Annotated in this window: 16 protein-coding genes; 8 read left to right on the top strand and 8 right to left on the bottom strand. The window is 63.8% G+C overall.

Annotation, left to right across the window (positions count from 1 at the left end; all coding sequences use genetic code 11):
* Positions 1-29: 29 nt before the first annotated feature.
* The 6 genes from ugpC to P9272_RS12995 form a co-directional block, all read right to left on the bottom strand.
* A complete protein-coding gene (gene ugpC, locus P9272_RS13020; protein WP_278160855.1) occupies positions 30-1,115 on the bottom strand; it encodes a sn-glycerol-3-phosphate ABC transporter ATP-binding protein UgpC in 1,086 nt (361 codons plus the stop codon).
* Between the two features lie 3 nt (positions 1,116-1,118).
* Positions 1,119-2,165, bottom strand: a complete 1,047-nt coding sequence (locus P9272_RS13015; RefSeq protein ID WP_278160854.1) for an NAD(P)-dependent alcohol dehydrogenase — start codon at positions 2,163-2,165, stop codon at positions 1,119-1,121.
* 14 nt (positions 2,166-2,179) lie between these two features.
* On the bottom strand, positions 2,180-2,992 hold the full coding sequence (locus P9272_RS13010; RefSeq protein ID WP_128260983.1) for a carbohydrate ABC transporter permease: 813 nt from the start codon (positions 2,990-2,992) through the stop codon (positions 2,180-2,182).
* Between the two features lie 11 nt (positions 2,993-3,003).
* Positions 3,004-3,870 carry a sugar ABC transporter permease gene (locus P9272_RS13005; protein ID WP_128260946.1) on the bottom strand — a complete coding sequence of 289 codons (867 nt, stop codon included), beginning with the start codon at positions 3,868-3,870 and terminating at the stop codon, positions 3,004-3,006.
* A gap of 100 nt (positions 3,871-3,970) precedes the next feature.
* Positions 3,971-5,245: an extracellular solute-binding protein gene (locus P9272_RS13000; RefSeq protein WP_278160853.1), complete on the bottom strand. Its 1,275-nt coding sequence runs from the start codon at positions 5,243-5,245 to the stop codon at positions 3,971-3,973.
* A 239-nt stretch (positions 5,246-5,484) separates the two neighbouring features.
* Positions 5,485-6,402, bottom strand: coding sequence for an AraC family transcriptional regulator (locus P9272_RS12995; RefSeq protein WP_128260944.1), 918 nt, complete (start codon positions 6,400-6,402; stop codon positions 5,485-5,487).
* A gap of 245 nt (positions 6,403-6,647) precedes the next feature.
* Between P9272_RS12995 and P9272_RS12990 the strand changes: the two genes are divergently transcribed.
* The gene (locus P9272_RS12990) at positions 6,648-8,051 is read left to right on the top strand and encodes an MATE family efflux transporter (protein ID WP_128260943.1); all 1,404 of its coding nucleotides are present in this window, start codon (positions 6,648-6,650) and stop codon (positions 8,049-8,051) included.
* Between the two features lie 43 nt (positions 8,052-8,094).
* Here the strand turns inward: P9272_RS12990 and speB are convergent, their stop codons facing one another.
* A complete protein-coding gene (gene speB, locus P9272_RS12985) occupies positions 8,095-9,150 on the bottom strand; it encodes an agmatinase (RefSeq protein ID WP_278160852.1) in 1,056 nt (351 codons plus the stop codon).
* Positions 9,151-9,423: 273 nt separating this feature from the next.
* Between speB and pncB the strand changes: the two genes are divergently transcribed.
* From pncB to P9272_RS12950, 7 genes are all read left to right on the top strand, one after another.
* Positions 9,424-10,728, top strand: a complete 1,305-nt coding sequence (pncB, locus tag P9272_RS12980) for a nicotinate phosphoribosyltransferase (protein ID WP_128260941.1) — start codon at positions 9,424-9,426, stop codon at positions 10,726-10,728.
* 193 nt (positions 10,729-10,921) lie between these two features.
* Complete coding sequence (locus tag P9272_RS12975) at positions 10,922-12,358, top strand: hypothetical protein (protein ID WP_278160851.1); 1,437 nt, start codon at positions 10,922-10,924, stop codon at positions 12,356-12,358.
* Positions 12,359-12,513: 155 nt separating this feature from the next.
* On the top strand, positions 12,514-13,818 hold the full coding sequence (locus P9272_RS12970) for an ABC transporter substrate-binding protein (protein ID WP_278160850.1): 1,305 nt from the start codon (positions 12,514-12,516) through the stop codon (positions 13,816-13,818).
* A 218-nt stretch (positions 13,819-14,036) separates the two neighbouring features.
* The gene (locus tag P9272_RS12965) at positions 14,037-14,918 is read left to right on the top strand and encodes a branched-chain amino acid ABC transporter permease (protein WP_278160849.1); all 882 of its coding nucleotides are present in this window, start codon (positions 14,037-14,039) and stop codon (positions 14,916-14,918) included.
* On the top strand, positions 14,915-15,877 hold the full coding sequence (locus tag P9272_RS12960) for a branched-chain amino acid ABC transporter permease (RefSeq protein ID WP_278160848.1): 963 nt from the start codon (positions 14,915-14,917) through the stop codon (positions 15,875-15,877). The genes P9272_RS12965 and P9272_RS12960 overlap by 4 nt, the downstream gene beginning before the upstream one ends.
* Positions 15,874-16,602: an ABC transporter ATP-binding protein gene (locus P9272_RS12955; protein ID WP_128259869.1), complete on the top strand. Its 729-nt coding sequence runs from the start codon at positions 15,874-15,876 to the stop codon at positions 16,600-16,602. Before P9272_RS12960 ends, P9272_RS12955 begins: the two co-directional genes overlap by 4 nt.
* On the top strand, positions 16,595-17,323 hold the full coding sequence (locus P9272_RS12950) for an ABC transporter ATP-binding protein (RefSeq protein WP_278160847.1): 729 nt from the start codon (positions 16,595-16,597) through the stop codon (positions 17,321-17,323). Before P9272_RS12955 ends, P9272_RS12950 begins: the two co-directional genes overlap by 8 nt.
* A gap of 115 nt (positions 17,324-17,438) precedes the next feature.
* Here P9272_RS12950 and P9272_RS12945 read toward each other — a convergent pair whose 3' ends face one another.
* Positions 17,439-18,839, bottom strand: a complete 1,401-nt coding sequence (locus P9272_RS12945) for a sodium:proton antiporter (RefSeq protein WP_278160846.1) — start codon at positions 18,837-18,839, stop codon at positions 17,439-17,441.
* Positions 18,840-18,890 lie beyond the last annotated feature (51 nt).

The raw sequence follows: 18,890 nt of genomic DNA, 5'->3' as shown, positions 1-18,890 counted from the left end.
AACCGTGTCGCACTTTTCCTGGAATTGCTCTATTGTTTGCGGAGCGACTTGCCGGTCTCGGCGTCGAACAGATGGATGCTCTCTTCCTCGAAGCTGTAGCGCACAGGCGCGCGCAACTCCGGGCATTCGCGGGCCGGCACCAGCGCGCAGATCTCCTTGCCGCCGGAGCCGAACGTCACCAGCGCGTCATTGCCGTGGAATTCGATGAGATCCGCGGTGCCTTGAAGGATGTTGCCTGCGCCTCCGTTTGCCGTCTTCATATCCGGAGGCCGGATGCCGAGCACGACCCGATCGCCGTGCTGCAGATGGAAGTCGCCGCCCTCCAGCGATAGCACCGTTCCGGCGCCGGTCAGCGTCCAGCCATCGCCCTTGCGGCCGACCGTGGCCTCGATGAAGTTCATGTTCGGCGTGCCGATGAAACCGGCCACGAACTGGTTGCCGGGGCGCCGATAGATCTCCGCCGGCGAGCCGATCTGCTCGATCACGCCGTCCTTCAAAAGCACGATCCGGTCGGCCAGCGTCATCGCTTCGAGCTGGTCGTGCGTGACATAGACGGTGGTGGTCTTCAGCGACTGGTGCAGCCTGGCGATCTCGACGCGCATATGGTTGCGGAGCTTGGCGTCGAGATTGGAGAGCGGCTCGTCGAAGAGAAAGACTTTCGGCGTCTTGATCATGGCGCGCGCGATCGCCACGCGCTGCTGCTGGCCGCCGGAAAGCTCCGTCGGCTTGCGGCCGAGATAGGGCTCCAGCCCGAGCGTCCTGGAAACGGCCTCGACGCGCTTCCTTATCTCGGCCGCCGGCACCTTCTGCCGCTTCAGCCCGAAGGCGATGTTGTCGAAGATCGTCATATGCGGATAGAGCGCATAATTCTGGAACACCATGGCGATGCCGCGGTCGCCCGGCTCGAGATCGTTCACCACCTTGCCGCCGATCGACACCTCGCCGCCGCTGATATCCTCCAGTCCGGCCAGCATCCTCAGAAGCGTGGACTTGCCGCAGCCGGACGGCCCCAGGAACACAACGAACTCATGCTCCTCGATCGCGAGGTTGAGATCGCGGATGACGGTCGTGGCGCCATAGGCCTTGTCGACATGGGAGCAAACGATGGCGGACATGCCTTATCCCTTCTCGCCGGTCAGCAGGATCTGCAGCTTGACGTCCTGCGGTCTGCCTTGCGCCGCGCGCTCGAACGCCTTGATGCTTTCGGAGAAATCATAGGTGCCGGTGATCAGCGGCTTGAGATCGACCTTGCCGGAGGCGATCAGCTGCAAAGCGCGGTCGAAGATGTTGGCATAGCGGAACACGGTCTCGATGCGCACTTCCTTGGAGATGGCCGCCGGAACGTTGAGCTCGACCGTTTCCACCGGCAGCCCGACCAGCACCACCGCGCCGCCCGGCCGCACGATGTCGAACAAATTGGCGAAGGCCTTCGGGCTGCCGCTCGCCTCGAATACGATATCGGCGCCCCAATTGTCCGTCGCGCTCCGCACAGCGTCGACCAGCGACTGCTCGCCGACATTGACCGGCACGATGCCCGGATACTGGCCGGCGATCTCAAGCTTCGGCGCGGAGAAGTCCGAGATCAGCACCTTGGAACAGCCGCCCGCCAGCGCGGCGAGCGCGATCATGATGCCGATCGGGCCGCAGCCGACGACGACGGCGACGTCGCCCGGCACGATACGGGCGCGCGCCGCCGCCTGCATGCCGATGGCGAAGGGCTCGACCATCGCGCCCTCGGCGAAGGAGACATTGTCCGGCAGCTTGTAGGTGAAGGCTGCCGGATGAACGGCGAAAGGTGCCAGCACCCCATGCACCGGCGGCGTTGCCCAGAAGCGGACATCCGGGTCGACATTGTAGATGCCAAGCTTCGTCGCACGCGATGAAAGATTAGGCACACCGGGTTCCATGCAGACGCGGTCACCGACCTTCAGGTTCGTCACATTGGCGCCCGCCTCGACGATCGTGCCCGAGGCCTCATGGCCGAGCACCATCGGCTGGCGCACGATATAGCTGCCGATCGCGCCATGCGTGTAGTAATGCACGTCGCTGCCGCAGACGCCGACCGTATGGATGGCGATCCTGACATCGTCCGGTCCAACGTCTTGCGGCAGCGCGATCTCGCGCAGCGACAGTTCGCCTTTTTTCTCAAGCACCAGTGCCCGCATCGGGTATCCTCACTTCAACTTTTCTTTTGCCGGAAGACGGAATTCAGGAAGCCGCTCAAAACACCGAGGAACAGCAGCGGCGGCAGCGACAGGAGCACGACCGAGGCGTTGAGGATGCCCCACGGCACGTTCATGCCTTGCTGCGACAGCTCGGAAGCCACGATCGGCAGCGTCTTGGCGTTGGAGCTCGACAGCATCAGCGCAATCAGGAACTCGTTCCAGACCAGCACGAAGCTGAAGGCGATGGCGCCGATCAGCGAGCGCGCCGCGACAGGAAGCGCGATCCGCCAGAACACCGAATAGGCGCCGTAGCCGTCGACGAAGGCCGCCTCCTCGATCTCCTTCGGCACGCCCTGGAAGGCGGGGATCGCAAGCCACATGATCACCGAGATGGTGAGCAGCGAGTAGGTGACGATCAGCGCGGGAAGCGTGTCGTAGAGGCCGACCTGCAGCCAGATCACCATCAGCGGGATGGCGACCGCCACCGGCGGCAGGAAGCGCAGCGAAAGCACGAAGAACTGGATGTCGCCGGCGAAGCGGTTGGGATAGCGTGCCACCGCATAGGCCGCCGGCAGTCCAAGCACGATGCCGATCAGCACCGCCGCGCCGCAGGTGACCGCGGAATTGTAGAGCCCGGTCAGCACGCTGTCGCGGCCAAGGATGTAGCTGATATTGGCGAGCGTCGGCGTAAAGATCACCTTCGGCACCCGCGTGATGATGTCGACATTGTTCTTCAGCGCATTGAGCGCCGTCCAGACAAGAGGGAACACGGCCAGGAATCCGGCCAGCGCCAGGATGGCTTTGGCGATCAGGCGGCCGGGTCTCATCCGATATTGCTTCATGCCTGCACCCGCTTCCAAAGCATGGTGAAGGTGATGACGGTCGCGATCATCATCAGCACCGCCATGGCCGAAGCGTAGGAGACCTTGCCGGATTCGATGAAGCCTTGCGAGAAGGCGTACATGTCGAGCGTTTCGGTCGCGACGCCGGGCCCGCCGCGCGTCATCACATAGATCAGGTCGAAGGAGCGCAGCGACTCGATCATCTTGACGAACATCAGGCTGATCAGCGGCGCCTTCAGCATCGGCAGAGTGACATAGGCATGGATCTGCCAGCGCCTGGCATGGTCGAGCCTGGCCGCCTCGATCGGCTGCGGCGGCAAGGTTTCGAGCAGCTTCAGCACGATGACGGCGAAGAACAGCCCCCACTGCCAGACATCGACCGAAGCGACGGCGAAGAGTGCGGTGCCGGGCTTGGACAGCGGATCGAAGATCAGCCCGCCGGTGATCAGCCGGTAGGGATAGGTGGCGATGCCGTAAAGCGGGTGATAGGCGAACTTCCAGACGAAGGCGGCCGAGACGCGCGGCAAAAGCACCGGGATGATGAACAGAAGGCAGTAGAAATTGCGCAGGCGCGGGCCGGCGACCTCGAACATCAGCACGCCGAGCCCGATCGCCACCACCATCGTCGCCACCACGGTGACGATCTCCCATTTCACCGACACCCAGACCGCGTTGAGGAAACGGCGGTCGCTGAAGAGATCGGCGAAGTTCGAGAACCACACCCAGGAATAGCCCTGCGCGCTCAGTTCGCGGTTCTGCAGCGCGATCACGATGGCGTAGAGCGTCGGCACCATCGACAGCACCAGCAGGATGGCGAGGGTGGGAACCAGAAATGTGACCGGCAGGGAAGAGTGTCGGCGCATTGCCTCTCCTCGGGTTTTTGCTGCTGTCTGGTGAAGATCCCGCGGCGCGGATCCCGGCATTCCCTCGAATGCCGCGAACCGCGCGCCGCGGGCGGGAGGATTACTTCTTCTTCACCAGATCGTTGGCATAGGCCTCGAGCTCGTTGAGGCCGCCCTTGATATCGGTGCGCGTGCCGGTGACCAGTTCCTCCAGGATGATGCCCCAGCGATCGCCGAGATCAGGCCAGCGCGGATCCTGCCAGAAGTTCACCGCCGTCACCTTGCCGGTTTCAGCCAGGGCCTGGCCGAGATCGGCGCCATAGATGTCGGCGAATTCCTTGCTGGAGAGCACACTGGTGCGGTTCAGCTCGCCGAACTGATGCGCATCGAGACGACGCTTCTCGTTCTCCTTCGACGTCGCCCAGGCGATGAACAGGCCGGCGCATTTCTTGGCCGCGTCATCCGCGTTGGCCTTGGTGCCGATGGCGAGCCCATGGCCGTAGCCGCCGCCAGGCAGCGGCGAGGGGGGCGGGAGGAAGCCGACCTTGCCGACCACCTGGGAGGTCTTCGGGTCGACGGCCATGCCGGACAGCGGCGTCGATTCGACGAGGATCGCGACCTGGCCGGAGAGGAAGGCGCCGGTCGATTCATCCCAGCTGCCGGTCTGCGTGCCTGGGGCCGAGTCCTTGAACAGCTTGAGATAGGTCTCCGTCGCCTTCACGGCGGCGTCCGAATTGAAAGCCGGCTTGTCGCCGTCGAACCACTTGCCGCCATAGGCCTTGAAGAACGGCATCCAGCGCCAGACATTGGCGCCCGAGCCGCGCGCGCCGCGCAGCGCGATGCCGTACATGCCCTTGTCGGCATTAGTCAGCTTCGGCACGTCGGCGATCAGCTCGTCCAGCGTCTTCGGTGGCTGGATGCCGGCGGCTTCGAGCACGTCCTTGCGATAGACCATCAGGTCGCCGCCGCCGGTCAGCGGCGCGAACCAGACCTTGCCGTCATAGGTGGCAACCTTCTGGCGGCCGGGATCGAAATCGGCATAGTCGTAGTCAGCCGGATAATAGTCGGTCAGCGGCACGATCCAGCCCGACGAGGCGAACAGCGCCACATTGGCCTCGTCGACATAGTAGACGTTGTAGTTGCCGACGGTGGAGGCATCGGCGCGCGACTTGGCGCGGCGGTCGTTCTCGTTGAGGTAGTCGATCTGGAACGAGGCGCCGGAGAGCTTCTTGAACTCGTCCTTGGAGTCCTCCAGAAGCGTCAGGCCGTCGCGCGGCTGCGCCAGCACCTTGACCGGCGCCGAGCAGACGGGCGCCTGGGCAAGTGCTGCCGTTGACACGGAAGCGGTAAGCACGAACGCTGCGCCGAGGCTGGCAGCGAGCCGATATGATTTCATTGATTTTTCTCCTCCAGGAACACTCGCGGCAGCGGAGGTCATCCGACTAGCGACCCTCACCGTCGCCCGTCTGACCTGCCACCCGTCGCCAAAATGAGCAGTTAGAGAAGGCGAGACTAGAAGCCTCGTTGCAGCAGACATGTACTTTTATGCATTGTGCGGCGCAAAAAATGTCACCGGCAGAGTCTGCCCGTCACACGAGTATCAGTACCACCGGAAGTGGGCGGAGATCGGCTGTGTCACGCCCTTAGCGTCAGCCGTTGCCGCGACAGCTTGCGGTAGGATGACGGCGTTATCTTGTGCTTGCGCAGGAAGGCGCGGTTGAAGTTCGAGATGTTCATGTAGCCGACCTGGAAGCAGATCTCGGTGATCGGGATCTCGGTATCGGCGAGCAGCTTGCAGGCCTGCCAGAGCCTCAGCTTGGCGAGGTGGTCGCTGAAGGAGTTGCCGGTGTTCTTCTGGAAGAAGCGCGAGAAGGTGCTCTCGCTCATGCCGGCCAAGGCCGCTACGTCGGGCAGCTTCAGATCCTCGGCGAAATGCTGGAACAGATAGGTCAGCGAGCGCTGGATGATGTCGAGCGACTCCGCATCGAGCAGCGGCGAAAAGTCCGGCGACGACAAAAGCTGGTATTCGTCGGTGGTAGCCAGAAGGTCGAGCAGCTCGAGGAACATGCGGAACCGCGCCAGCCCATGCACTTCGCCCATCCGTTCCATCAGCTCGGCGCCGTCGAGTGCGGTCTGGCCATGGAAGACCATGCCGCGCAGTGAGCGTTCCAGGAACGGCTCCAACTCGCGCAGCTCCGGTAGCAATCCCGAAGAGCCGCGCAGCCGCTCAGGATCGAATTGCAGCACGATATCGCGGCCTTCGATCAGCTCGCCCGGCTGCACCGCCGTCACCCAGTCATGCGGCAGTCCGCCGCCGATGATGGTCAGGTAGCCCGGCCCGAACTCGCCGATATGGTCGCCGACCAGCACCACGCCGGACGATTTCCTGAGCAGGTGGATCTCGTATTCCGGATGGAAATTCCAGACATTGCGCTCCCAGGGATAATCGTCCAGCCGCCACAGGAAGCTCTCGCTCGCCTCCGTCACGATGTGCTCGAAGGCGGGCGCCGTGCGCGGAATCGCGGCCGTGTTCTTTCTGCGCCTGAACGGCATCCATTCCTCCTGCCATGGCGCGCCGGCTGCGCATGCCAAGGGGCATCCGTAGCAGCCTACGGGCGGCAAATGAAAGAGGCGCCGCGGAATCCGGGCTCCACCTGGATCAATCGCTAACCGTGCCTCCTCCCTTGCCAACATGTCGCGTTTCGTTCACAAGGCGACGCAAATGGCGCCATTTTGCGCCATTGTGTACGGCTTCCGGCCTTTTTTGCCGACGCGCCGTGTTCTGAAAGAGCGGAACAATGTCTGCGATCGAAACCGGCGCCCTCGCGCCGGAAAACCTTTGGCGTCAGGAAATCAGAGCGACGATCGCGCTCGCCTGGCCGATGGTGCTGACCAATCTCGGCCAGACCGCCATGACCGCGACCGACGTCATGATGATGGGCCGCCTCGGACCCGATACGCTGGCGGCCGGCGCGCTAGGCTCCAACCTCTATTTCATGCCGCTGATCTTCGGCCTCGGCCTGATGCTGGCGACCTCGCCGATGATGGCGACCGAGCTCGGCCGCCACCGCCACTCCGTCCGCGACCTGCGCCGCACCGTGCGCCAGGGCCTGTGGCTGGCGATCCTGATCTCGATCCCGATCTGGCTTTTTCTCTCGCATGGCGAAGAGGTGCTGCTGGCAATGGGCCAGAAGCCGGAACTCGCGCATGAGGCCGGCATCTACCTGCACTGGCTGCAATGGGCGGTGCTGCCCTTCTATGGCTACATCGTGCTGCGCTCCTTCATCTCGGCACTGGAGCGGCCGGGCTGGGCGCTGATCATCGTTTTCGTCGCGGTCGCCTGCAACGCCTTCTTCAACTGGGTGTTCATGTTCGGCAATCTCGGCCTCAAGTCGATGGGCATCGCCGGCTCGGGCCTCGCCACGACCTTGTCCAGCACGCTGATGTTCATCGGCATGGCGGCGGTGGTGATCAAGGAGAAGAAGTTCCGCCGTTATCGTCTCTTCGGTCGCTTCTGGCGCTCCGACTGGCCGCGCTTCCGTGGTCTGCTCAGGCTCGGTCTGCCGATCGCCGGCATCCTCGCCTTCGAGGTTACGATCTTCAATGCGGCGGCCCTGCTCATGGGCCTGATCGATGCGGACTCGCTCGCCGCCCATGCCATCGCCATCCAGATCGCCTCGATCTCCTTCATGGTGCCGCTCGGTCTCAACCAGGCCGTCACGGTTCGGGTCGGCCTGGCACATGGTGCCGGCAATTCCGAAGCGGTTTCGCGCGCCGGCTGGACCGCCTTCGTCATCGGCGTGTCCTTCATGGCGCTGATGGGTCTGGTGATGGTTCTCTGGCCGCACACGCTGATCAGCGCTTTCATCGACCTAGGCGATCCGGCCAACGCCAGGGTGATCACGCTTGCCGTATCGTTCCTGGTATTCGCGGCATTGTTCCAGATTTTCGACGGCGCGCAGGCGGTGGCCGCCGGCATGCTGCGCGGCCTGCACGACACCAAGGTGCCGATGATCTATGCGGCGATCGGCTATTGGGGTGTCGGCCTGCCGCTCGGCGTGTTGCTCGCCTTCCGCTTCGGCTTGAACGGCGTCGGCATCTGGATCGGCTTGGCGTCCGGGCTGGCGGTCGTGGCAGCACTTTTGCTGGCGCGCTGGCTGAGGCGCGATCGCATCGCGCCAGCGCTGTCATTCAGCCACTGAGAATAGGACCGCTGGGGAGTGTCCTGCGGCTGCGTTGGCGGCATCAGCCTTTCTTGATCGCCGGACTGAACACCATGAGGCTCAGGATCTCGAACAGGACCTGGGCGCCGACATGGGCGGTGTTGGTGGTTGCGTCATATTGCGGCGCCACCTCGACGACGTCGCCGCCGACGATGTTGAGACCCTTCAGGCCGCGCAGCAGCTCCAGGACCTCGCGCGTCGTCAGCCCGCCTACTTCCGGCGTGCCGGTGCCCGGCGCGAAGGCCGGATCGATGCTGTCGACGTCGAAGGAGATGTAGGTCGGGCCGTCACCGACGATTTTGCGCGCCTTCTCGATAATTGCGGGGATGCCGAGCCCGGTCACCTCTTCGGCATGCACCACCGTCATGCCGGACTCATAGGTGAACTCCCATAGATATTCGGCCGAGCCGCGAATGCCGATCTGGATCGTGCGGGTGGGATCGAGCGCGCCGTCCAGCACCGCGTTGCGGAACGGTCCGCCATGGTGGAACTTGGTCATGTCGAACAGCCCGCTTGTGTCGCAATGGGCATCGATATGGATCATGCCCACCGGCGCTTGTCTGCCGACCGCCTTCAGGATCGGATGGCTGATCGAATGGTCGCCGCCGACCGATAGCGGCAGCACACCGGCATCGACGATCTGGTTGGTGCGCTTTTCGATGTCCTCATGGCTGATCTCCAGCCGGTAGCGGCTGCGGAACGGCGTATCGCCGATATCGGCGACGCGCAGCTCATGCGTCGGTGCGCATTCCAGCACATGATTGTAGGGGCCGATGCGCTCGATGGCGCGCAGCGCCCGAGGCCCGAAGCGAGAGCCAGGACGGTTGGTGACGCCGAGGTCCATCGGCACGCCGATCATCGCCACCTGCAGGTCGCCGAAATCCGGGTTCTCGGCGGCAATTTCACGGAAGGGCGCGGCGAGGAAGGTCGGGATGCCGGAATAGGGGGCAAGGCGCGTGCCCGACTTGTTGAAGATCTTGTCGGCGACCTTGCGGAATTTCGGGTCGAACATCTCGCCACCATGGCTCTCGCCATATTTGCGGCGCAACGCTTCGAGCTTGCCGCGATCGTAACCCATGTCCGGATACTCCTGTCTCTTGTCCGCCAGAGTGTCCGGTAGCGCATCTGAAAAATCAAATCCATTCGGCCTCGCCGCTGGCTGGACGATAGTTCTTTTTGTCGGGCCAGCTTGCAAAGCCGGGAGCGCGTTGGAAAATACGGTGCTAAGAGGCAGTTGGCTGAGCCAATTCCAGGAAAACCGCACGACGGTCTTCCATCTGGAATTGCTCGAATAAGGACTTGAAGCATGGCGCCCGCGTTTGAGTGCGTCATGCTTCATGGGTGAGGAAGCATGGCAAAGACCGATATAGCGCGGCGCGTCTACAACCACACCTGGAAGCTGGACCCGATCGTCCGCAGCCTGCTGGACACCGACTTCTACAAACTTCTGATGCTGCAGATGATCTGGGGCATGTATCCCAAGGTCGACGCCACCTTCACCTTGATCAACCGCACAACCTCGGTGCGCCTGGCGGATGAGATCGATGAAAGAGAATTGCGCGAGCAGCTCGACCATGCCCGCACCTTGCGTTTCTCCAAGAAGGAGATGATCTGGCTGGGCGGCAACACCTTCTACGGCCGCAAGCAGATCTTCGAGCCGGAATTCCTGGCATGGCTCGAAGATTTCCGCTTGCCCGAATACGAGCTGTCCAGGCGGGACGGCCAGTACGTGCTCTCCTTCCCCGGCCCCTGGATGTACACGACGCTCTGGGAAATCCCGGCCTTGGCCATCATCAACGAGTTGCGCTCCCGCGCGGCGATGCGTTCCTACGGGCCGTTCGCGCTCGATGTGCTCTATGCCCGCGCCAAGGCCAAGATGTGGGCCAAGACGGAGCGGCTGAAGGCGCTGCCCGGCATTCGTATTTCCGACTTCGGCACAAGACGCCGTCACTCTTTCCTCTGGCAGCGCTGGTGCGTCGAGGCGCTGAAGGAAGGCATCGGCGACGCCTTCACCGGCACCTCCAACGTGCTTCTGGCCATGGACAACGACCTCGAGGCTTTGGGCACCAATGCGCATGAACTGCCGATGGTGTTCGCGGCCCTTGCCAATTCCGAGGCAGAGTTGCGGCAGTCGCCCTACAAGGTGCTGCAGGACTGGCAGCGCTATTACGGCGGCAATCTCCTGATCGTGCTGCCCGACGCCTTCGGCACGGAATCCTTCCTGCGCGACGCGCCGGACTGGGTCGCCGACTGGACCGGCTTCCGCCCCGACAGCGCGCCTCCGATCGAGGGCGGCGAGAGGATCATCGACTGGTGGCGCAAGAAGGGCAAGGACCCCAAGCAGAAGCTGCTGATCTTCTCCGACGGCCTCGAGGTCGAGACCATCGAGGAGACCTACAGGCACTTCCGCGGCAAGGTGCGCATGTCCTTCGGCTGGGGCACCAACCTCACCAATGATTTCGAAGGCTGCGCCCCGACGGAGACCGACAGCCTCGACGCGATCTCGCTGGTCTGCAAGGTGACAGAGGCCAATGGGCGGCCGGCGGTGAAGCTGTCGGACAACCCCGCCAAGGCGACGGGGGATGAGAAGGAGATCAAACGGTATCTCAGGATCTTTGGCGAGAAGGGAAGGGTGGAGCATCTGGTGAAGGTGTAGAGGAATCTGACTCACCCGAGCTAGCCATAGATGGAATTCGGATAAGTTGAGTTCCCGCCCACCCCCCTCTGTCCTGCCGGACATCTCCCCCGCAAGGGGGGAGATTGGCAGCTTCGGGCACCTCGCCTCTTTCTGCGCCATCGAAAATTGGCGAAAGCCTTGGCGACATCTGATCTCTCCCCTTGCGGGGGAGATGTCCGGCAGGACAGAGGGGGATGGGAAGGATCGCGGCGCTGGCGTTGTTCTCGCATTAGCCACCAGCCTCGCCCTCCCCACCCCCGCCTTCGCCCATGCCTCCGACCGCGGCCACGTCCTGCTGCTCCCCACCGGCTACTACCTCGCCGGCGGCGCGCTGGCCGTGGCCGTCAGCTTCCTCGTCCTGGCGCTGCTGCCGGCCGCTGTCCTCGACCGTTTCTGGCGCGGGCGCCTGACACTGCGCGCCTTCGGCGACGCTCCGCGCACCCTCGTCAGCCTGATTTCCTTTGCCGGCTTCATACTTCTCATCGCCGCCGGCTTTCTCGGCAGCCGCGACCCGCTCTCCAACCCGCTGCCGCTGGTGATCTGGACGCTGCTCTGGGCCGGCTTCACCCTGCTGCAGGGCTTGCTCGGCGATCTCTGGTCATGGCTCAACCCGTGGTACGGGCCGTGGCGTGTCGCGTCTCGCGTCTTCGGCCTTTCTGCGGACGATGCAAACCGATCGCGCCTGCCCAACTGGCTCGGCTACTGGCCGGCCTTCGTCCTGTTCTTCGCCTTCGCCTGGTTCGAGCTGATCGATCCCGCGCCCGACGACCCGGCCCACCTCGCCTTTGCCGCCGGTCTCTACTGGCTGGCGAGCTTCATCGCCATGCTTGTGTTCGGCTACGATGCCTGGAGCAAGCGCGGCGAATTCCTGAGCGTCTTCTTCGCCATGGTCGCCCGCTTCGCGCCATTCGAACGTGTCGATGGCCGGCTCGGACTTTGCTGGCCCGGCGCCAAGCTGCTGGCGGTCGACCCCTTGCCTCTAAGCGGCACGGCTTTCCTGTTGCTGGCGCTGTCGTCGGTATCCTTCGACGGACTGTCGAAAACCTTCTTCTGGCTCGGCCTGTTCGGGGTCAACCCGCTGGAATTTCCCGGCCGCACCGCGCTGATCGGCATCGGCAGCTTCGGCCTTGCGCTCACCTTCGTCTTGCTGGCAGCAGTGTTCGCGCTGGCCGTCTTTCTCGGCCAACGTCTTGCCGGCGACGACCGCTCTTTCGGCGCCAATGCCGGCCTGCTGGTCTGGTCGATCGTGCCCATCGCGCTTGCCTATCACGTCGCGCATTACCTCACCGTGCTTCTGGTCGACGGTCAGTATGCGCTGGTCGCGCTCTCCGATCCGTTCGCGCTTGGCTGGAACCTGTTCGGCACCGCAAACATGATGGTCGAAGCAGGCGTCGTGGCCGGCGCTGAGTCGGCCTGGTGGCTATGGAACTTGCAGGCCGGCGTCATCATCGCCGGCCATGTGCTGGCGGTGCTTGTCGCGCACGGCCTTGCCTGGCGGCTCTGTAGGCAGCCATCGCGCGCAGCGCTCAGTCAATTGCCGCTCGCCTTGCTGATGATCGCCTACACGATCTTCGGCCTTTGGTTGCTTGCCACGCCGACCGCCGGATGACACAAGAGCGTGCCTCCGCTGCCGTCGGGTAAAGCTCGCTTGCCAGGTCAAAGCTTTGGTGATTTAGTTTGTACACATGCAATTTTCCAATCCCCAAAACGGGGATGGATTAGCCGCCTTATCGCTGGTCAAGACTGAAAAACAGGGGAACGGACATGGCTGACAAGAACGGATTCTTCGACCTCTCCAAAAAATCGCTTTCGCGCCGCACGGCGTTGAAAGGCATGGCCGCTGGCGCCGGCCTTGCGCTGGCGCCCGGTTTCGTGCGCTACAGCCAAGCGCAGAGCTCGGCACCGATCAAGATTGGTTTCCAGTCGCACCGCACCGGCATCGGCGCCGCTTATGGCCGCTGGTACGAGAAGACGAGTGCTGCCGCCGTCAAGGCGATCAACGACGCAGGCGGCATCAACGGCCGCAAGGTCGAGCTGGTGATCGAGGATGACGGCACCGACCCGGCGCGCGGCGCCGAGGTGGTCAACAAGTTCGCCAAGCAGCACAAGACCGACATCGTCTTCGGCACCTTGTTCTCGCATGTGGTGATCGGCTCCGCGCCCGCCGCCGGCGAGAACAAGATCCCCTATTTCGTGGTCAGCGAAGGCCACCACGTCGCCTCCACCAAGCTCAACCGCTACGTCTTCCAGCCCGGCATCACCGACGTGAAGAGCCAGATCCAGTCCATGGCGCCGTGGATCGCGGCGAACGCCGGCAAGAAGGTGACGCAGATCTTCCCCGACTTCGCCTTCGGCTACGATCATCGCGACTACCTGCCGCCGGCGCTGAAGGCGCAAGGCGCCAACGTCATCGCGCAGATCGCCATCCCGCCGACGGAGAGCTCCTTCACCAAATACTTCCCGCAGATCCCGGCCGAGACCGAGGTGATCTACCACGTCATGGTCGGCCCTGCGGTGCTCACCTTCGTCAAGGAGCTCGGCGAGTTCTACGGCTCGCAGCGGCCGCAGCTCTTCGGCTTCATGGATTCGCTAGAAGCCGTCGACATCAACAGCCCCGGCCTCGAGTTCCTCGACGGCAGCCATTTCTGGGAAGGCTCACCCCGCTACGCGCAGCCCGACGATTCCGCCGCGCAGAAAGCCTACCGCGCCGCCGTCGGCATCGACGACAACGGCGCCGCGGTCGGCGATCCCAAGGACATTTCCACCGCCTCGCACATGTTCGGCTGCTGGGAAACGCTCTATGTCGTCAAGAAGGCGATGGAAGATGCCGGCTACAAGGGACCCGAAGACCGCGCCAAGCTGGTCGAGGCTACCGAGGCGCTGAAGGAATTCGCAGAAGGGCCGGAGCATCCGCAGGGGCCGAAAACCTTCAACGGCAAGATCCACCAGTGTTTCGGCATCCAGAACATCTCCAAGGTCGAAGGCGGCAAGCTCAGGGTCGTCCACAAGACCAAGATCGAGGACGGCCTCTACGAGCCGGAAGGGGATTACACGACGCAGGCGCTGTGAGTTTAGCTGCTCCTGCAAAGGTGAACGCCAAGGCACCCCCCTCTGGCCTGCCGGCCATCCCCCCCGCAAGGGGGGAGATCAGCAGTTCGCGCGGCGGCGCCTATCTGGCCACGTTGGCGATTTGCGAAGCCTGCGATGACCTCCAATCTCCCCCCTTGTGGGGGAGATGCCCGGCAGGGCAGAGGCGGGTGCCTCGCGCATCCCTCGGTGCCTAGCCAATGCATTTCGGCCCCCATCTTCTCCTCGCCGCCCTCGAAGGCCTAGTCACCTCCGCCGTGCTGGCGCTGACGGCGCTCGGCCTGTCGCTGGTGTTCGGCGTCATGCGCATCGTCAATGTCGCCCATGGCGAGTTCTTCATGCTGGGCGCGGTGCTCGCCTGGGCGATCTCGACGGCGATTTCCGGCCATCCGGCCATCGGCTTTGCCACAGCACTTGTGATCGCGCCCCTGCTCGTCGGGCTGGTCGCGTTTCTCGCCGAGTGGCTGGTGCTGCGGCGGCTGAACTACAACCCCGAAAGCACCATCGTCGCCACCATCGGCATGCTCTACATCATCCAACAACTGGCGCTCACCTTTTACGGACCGGAGGCGCGCCCGGTTGAGCCGCCCTTCAGCTATCGCATCCTTCTGCCGTGGTTCGGCTATTCCGGCTACAAGCTGTCGGTGGTTGCCGCTTCCGCCATCCTGCTCGTGATCACCTGGCTGGTGCTGACGCGCACCAAGATCGGACTGATCATGCGCGCCACCCAATACGATCGCGAGACGGCGCAGGCCTTCGGCATCCCGGTCGAGCGCGTCTATGCCGGGGTCTTCGCCATAGGCGCCATGCTGGCCGCGATCGCCGCGGTTCTGATCGTGCCGATCAGCCAGGCGCATTATCTGATGGGACAGGACCCGCTGCTGCTCTCCTTCATCGTGGTCATCATCGGCGGCCTCGGCTCGCTCCGCGGCACCGTGGTCGCGGCCGTCCTGATCGGCCTCTCCGACGGCATCATCTCGATGTTCTTCTCGCCGACGCTCGCCAAGATCATCGCCACGCTGGTTGTCGCCATGGTGCTGGTGTTCCGGCCGCAGGGCCTGTTCGGAACCGCGCCGCGATGAGGGATGCTTCGCCCGCAAAGACTTATGCCCTGCACATCGTGGTCATCGCGCTTCTGTTCGCGTTGAACTTCGTTCTGCCGGATTATCACCAGGGCCTGTTTGCCCGCATCATGGCGCTTGCGGTCTTCGCCATGGGCTACAATCTGCTGTTCGGCTATGTCGGCCTGCTCAGCCTCGGTCACGCCATGTTCTTCTCGGCCGGCCTCTATGGCGCGGGCTTGACCGTCTACCACCTCGGCTGGGGCGTGCCGGAAGCTTTCCTGGCCGGCGTCGTTTCCGGCGCGCTGCTCGCTCTCGCCATCGGCCTGCTGGCGCTCCGCACCTCGGGCGTGGCGTTCATGATCGTCACCATGATGTTCGCCCAGGTCTTCTATCTGCTCATCCTCTATTTCGCCGCCTGGACCGGCGGCGACCAGGGCCTTGTCATCCAGCAGGCATCGAGGGCGATCGCGATCGGCGGCGTCTCGCTCGACCTGACCAACCCGACGGTGCGCTACATGGGCGCGCTGGCGCTGTTCTCGGTCGTGCTGCTTATCACTTTGGCCATCGTCCGCTCCCGCTTTGGCCGCGTGCTGGTCGCCATTCGCGAGAACGAGGAACGGACAAAGATGCTTGGCTATGACACCGTGGCGAGCAAGCTCATCGCTGTCATCACCTCCGGCGCCATCTGCGCGGCATCCGGCGCCGCCTATGCGCTGCTGTTCGGCTATGTCGGATCGAATTTCGCATCGATCCAATATTCGATCCTGCCGCTGCTCTGGGTGCTGCTGGGGGGCGCTGCGACCACGCTCGGACCGCTCATCGGCACCCTGTTCATGTATTATGTCACCGACATCACCAGCGGCTTCACCTCGGCCTATCTCCTGATCGTCGGCGTGGCGCTCATCCTGCTCGTCCTGTTTGCACCGAAAGGTATTATGGGCAGCATCCGCGAGCGCTGGTTGGGATGGCTGCCATGACGCCGCTGCTCACCACCAAGGGCCTTTCGCGCCAGTTCGGCGGCCTGCGCGCCGTCGACGGCGTCGACTTCGCGCTGATGCCGGGCGAGATCCGCGCCGTGATCGGCCCCAACGGCGCCGGTAAGACGACTTTCGTCAGTCTGCTCAGCGGCCGCATCCGGCCATCGTCGGGTGTCGTTGTCTTCAACGGGGTCGACATCACGGGCATGCCGGCCTACCAAAGGGTCAGGCTCGGCGTCGCCTACACGTTCCAGATCACCAGCGTCTTCGCCAACCTCACGGTCTTCGACAATGTCGCGCTGCCGGTGCAGCGCACGCTGACGGACGGCCGCACCAAGGGACAGGTCAGGACCGGCGTCATGGCGGCGCTGGAGCGCACCGGGCTTGCCGACCGCGCCGCCACGCTGGCCGCGCATCTTTCCTACGGCCATCAGCGCCTGCTCGAAGTGGCGATGGGCCTGGCGCTGAAGCCGCGCCTGCTGATCCTAGATGAGCCCACACAGGGGCTGGCCGATAGCGAGATCGACAATTTCATCACGCTGGTGCGCGGGATCGCCAAGGACGCGACGGTTCTTCTGATCGAGCACAATATGCCGGTCGTCATGGGACTCGCCGATCGCATCACCGTTTTCAATTCGGGAAAGATCCTCGCCGAGGGCACGCCGGGTGAGATCCGCGCCAATACCGAGGTGCAGGATGCCTATCTCGGGGCGACCCATGGCTGACGCCATTAGAACCGATGACGAATTGCTCACCATTGCCGGCCTCGACTGCTTCTATGGCGAGGTCCAGGTGCTGTATGGCCTCGACCTCGTCCTCAACAAGGGCGAGGTGCTGTGCCTGTTCGGCCGCAACGGCGCCGGCAAGACGACGACGCTGAAGGCGATCATGGGGCTGGTGCCTGCGGCGGCCGGCTCGATCAGGCTTGACAGCAAGGAACTGACCGGGCTCGCCGCGCATGATGTACCCAAGGCCGGCATCGCCTATGTGCCGCAGGGCAGGCGCCTGTTTGCCGAGATGACGGTGGCGGAGAACATCGAGATCGGCCTGATGGCGTGCCGCAAGGGCAGGCAGACGCGCGAGAATGTGCTCGATCTCTTCCCGCTGCTGCGCGAGCGGCTGAAGCAGCGATCCGGCACGCTCTCCGGTGGCGAGCAGCAGATGCTGGCCATGGCCCGCGCGCTCTGCCTCGAACCGCAGGTGCTGTTGCTGGACGAGCCGACCGAGGGCCTGATGCCGTCGATGATCGCCAGGATCCGCGAGACGGTGGCGAAGCTGCGCGAGCTTGGCGTCTCGACCATTCTGGTCGAGCAGCGCGTTGACGCCGTGCTGTCGGTCGCCGACCGCGTCTCGTTCATCGAGAACGGCCGCAACCGCGAGACGATCGATGTCGAGGCATTGCGCGCCGACCCATCCGCGGTGCGGCGCTATGTGGGGGTAGGCTGAGGATTACCCCTTTGTTGGGAGGGTCGCAGCGAAGCAGCGGGGAGGGGCGGCGCCGACCCCCACCCGGACCTTCGGTCCGACCTCCCCACAAGGGGAGGTAACGCTCTGCACCGCTTCAGCTAAAAAACAAAAAGCCGGCAATCAAAAAGGCCGGGATCAGCACCAGGCCCGACCACGCCATGTAACCGAAGAAGCCCGGCATCTTGAAGCCACGATGCCTGGCAATGGCGAAGACCATGAAGTTCGGCGCGTTGCCGATATAGGTGTTGGCGCCCATGAAAACCGCCCCGGCCGAGATCGCCGCAAGCGTCGAGGCGGCCTCCGTCATGAGATGCCGCGCATCACCACCGGCGAGCTCGAAGAACACCAGATATGTCGGCGCATTGTCGAGGAAGGAAGACAGCGCCCCGGTCAGCCAGAAATAGGCGAGATCGTTGGGCTGGCCGTCGGCGGATGTGACCAGTGCCACCAGCGGCGCCAGCGCGCCGTCATGGCCGGCTCGCAGGATGGCGATGACAGGCACGATGCAGATGAAGATGCCGGCAAACAAATTCGCCACCTCGGCGATCGGCCCCCAGGTGAAGCCGTTCGCTTGCCTGTGGCTCTTGTACGAGACTTTCAGCGACAAGAAGGCCAGCGCCAGGATGAAGGCGTCGCGCACAAGGTTCTGCAGCTCGAGTCCGACACCCAGCACGGAAACCCCGATTCCCGGCCTCCAACTCGCCGAAAGCAGGATCGCGCCGATCACGCCGGCGAGCAGCGGCAGGTTGGCCAGCCCGCGCAGGCGCACCTTTGTGTCGGGTGTCGGATCCTTGATCTTGGGCATGCCAGCCTCCCGGCGGTGCAGGATGATGTCGATCGCGAGAAAGACAGCCAACACCAGGCCGCCGACGAAGAGCGTGTCGGGCAGGATGTGCACCGTCGTCCAGAAGAAATCGACGCCGCGCAGGAAGCCGACGAACAGAGGCGGGTCGCCGAGCGGCGTCAGCGAGCCGCCGATGTTGGAGACCAGGAAGATGAAGAAGATGACCACATGCGCGTTGAACGGCCGGTTGTCGTTGGCGCGCAGCATCGGCCGGATCAGGATCATTGAGGCGCCGGTCGTGCCGATGATCGAGGCAAGCAGGGCGCCGATCGAAAGCAGGCCGGCATTGACGAGGGGGGTACCATGGATGTTGCCGGCAAGCAGGATGCCGCCCGAGATTGTGTAGAGCGCGAACAGCAGGATGATGAAGGACATGTATTCGGTCAGCAGCGTGTGCAGCACCGCTTCGCCTGCCGTCGGAATGCCGAAGGCGACTGCCAGCGGGACGACCGCCAGCGCCGCCCAGCCGGCGGCGATCTTGCCGTAATGATGTTCCCAAACGTGATGAAAGAGCAGCGGTCCGGTCGCGATCGACAGCAGCAGGCCGGCAAAGGGCAGTCCCCACCAGAGCGACATCGCGGCGCCGGGCAGTTCGTGAATTTCGGCAGCAAAGGCCGATACCGGACAACCAAGAACGAGTGCGGCAGCCATGCCTGCCGCCAGCACTTTCGCGAATGTCGTGAAGCCCCCTCGCTGCCTCAC

Source organism: Mesorhizobium sp. WSM4976 (assembly GCF_029625685.1).
Classification (GTDB): domain Bacteria; phylum Pseudomonadota; class Alphaproteobacteria; order Rhizobiales; family Rhizobiaceae; genus Mesorhizobium.
This window is presented reverse-complemented; position numbering and strand designations above follow the sequence as displayed.

Excerpts from the sequence above, each read along its gene's own strand:
- P9272_RS12995 (WP_128260944.1), bottom strand. The coding sequence starts at position 6,402 with ATGCCGTTCAGGCGCAGAAAGAACACGGCCGCGATTCCGCGCACGGCG.
- P9272_RS12960 (WP_278160848.1), top strand. The coding sequence starts at position 14,915 with ATGAGGGATGCTTCGCCCGCAAAGACTTATGCCCTGCACATCGTGGTC.
- ugpC (WP_278160855.1), bottom strand. The coding sequence starts at position 1,115 with ATGTCCGCCATCGTTTGCTCCCATGTCGACAAGGCCTATGGCGCCACG.
- P9272_RS12965 (WP_278160849.1), top strand. The coding sequence starts at position 14,037 with ATGCATTTCGGCCCCCATCTTCTCCTCGCCGCCCTCGAAGGCCTAGTC.
- P9272_RS12990 (WP_128260943.1), top strand. The coding sequence starts at position 6,648 with ATGTCTGCGATCGAAACCGGCGCCCTCGCGCCGGAAAACCTTTGGCGT.
- P9272_RS13015 (WP_278160854.1), bottom strand. The coding sequence starts at position 2,165 with ATGCGGGCACTGGTGCTTGAGAAAAAAGGCGAACTGTCGCTGCGCGAG.
- P9272_RS12945 (WP_278160846.1), bottom strand. The coding sequence starts at position 18,839 with ATGGCTGCCGCACTCGTTCTTGGTTGTCCGGTATCGGCCTTTGCTGCC.
- P9272_RS13005 (WP_128260946.1), bottom strand. The coding sequence starts at position 3,870 with ATGCGCCGACACTCTTCCCTGCCGGTCACATTTCTGGTTCCCACCCTC.
- pncB (WP_128260941.1), top strand. The coding sequence starts at position 9,424 with ATGGCAAAGACCGATATAGCGCGGCGCGTCTACAACCACACCTGGAAG.
- P9272_RS12955 (WP_128259869.1), top strand. The coding sequence starts at position 15,874 with ATGACGCCGCTGCTCACCACCAAGGGCCTTTCGCGCCAGTTCGGCGGC.
- P9272_RS12975 (WP_278160851.1), top strand. The coding sequence starts at position 10,922 with ATGTCCGGCAGGACAGAGGGGGATGGGAAGGATCGCGGCGCTGGCGTT.
- speB (WP_278160852.1), bottom strand. The coding sequence starts at position 9,150 with ATGGGTTACGATCGCGGCAAGCTCGAAGCGTTGCGCCGCAAATATGGC.
- P9272_RS13010 (WP_128260983.1), bottom strand. The coding sequence starts at position 2,992 with ATGAGACCCGGCCGCCTGATCGCCAAAGCCATCCTGGCGCTGGCCGGA.
- P9272_RS12950 (WP_278160847.1), top strand. The coding sequence starts at position 16,595 with ATGGCTGACGCCATTAGAACCGATGACGAATTGCTCACCATTGCCGGC.
- P9272_RS12970 (WP_278160850.1), top strand. The coding sequence starts at position 12,514 with ATGGCTGACAAGAACGGATTCTTCGACCTCTCCAAAAAATCGCTTTCG.
- P9272_RS13000 (WP_278160853.1), bottom strand. The coding sequence starts at position 5,245 with ATGAAATCATATCGGCTCGCTGCCAGCCTCGGCGCAGCGTTCGTGCTT.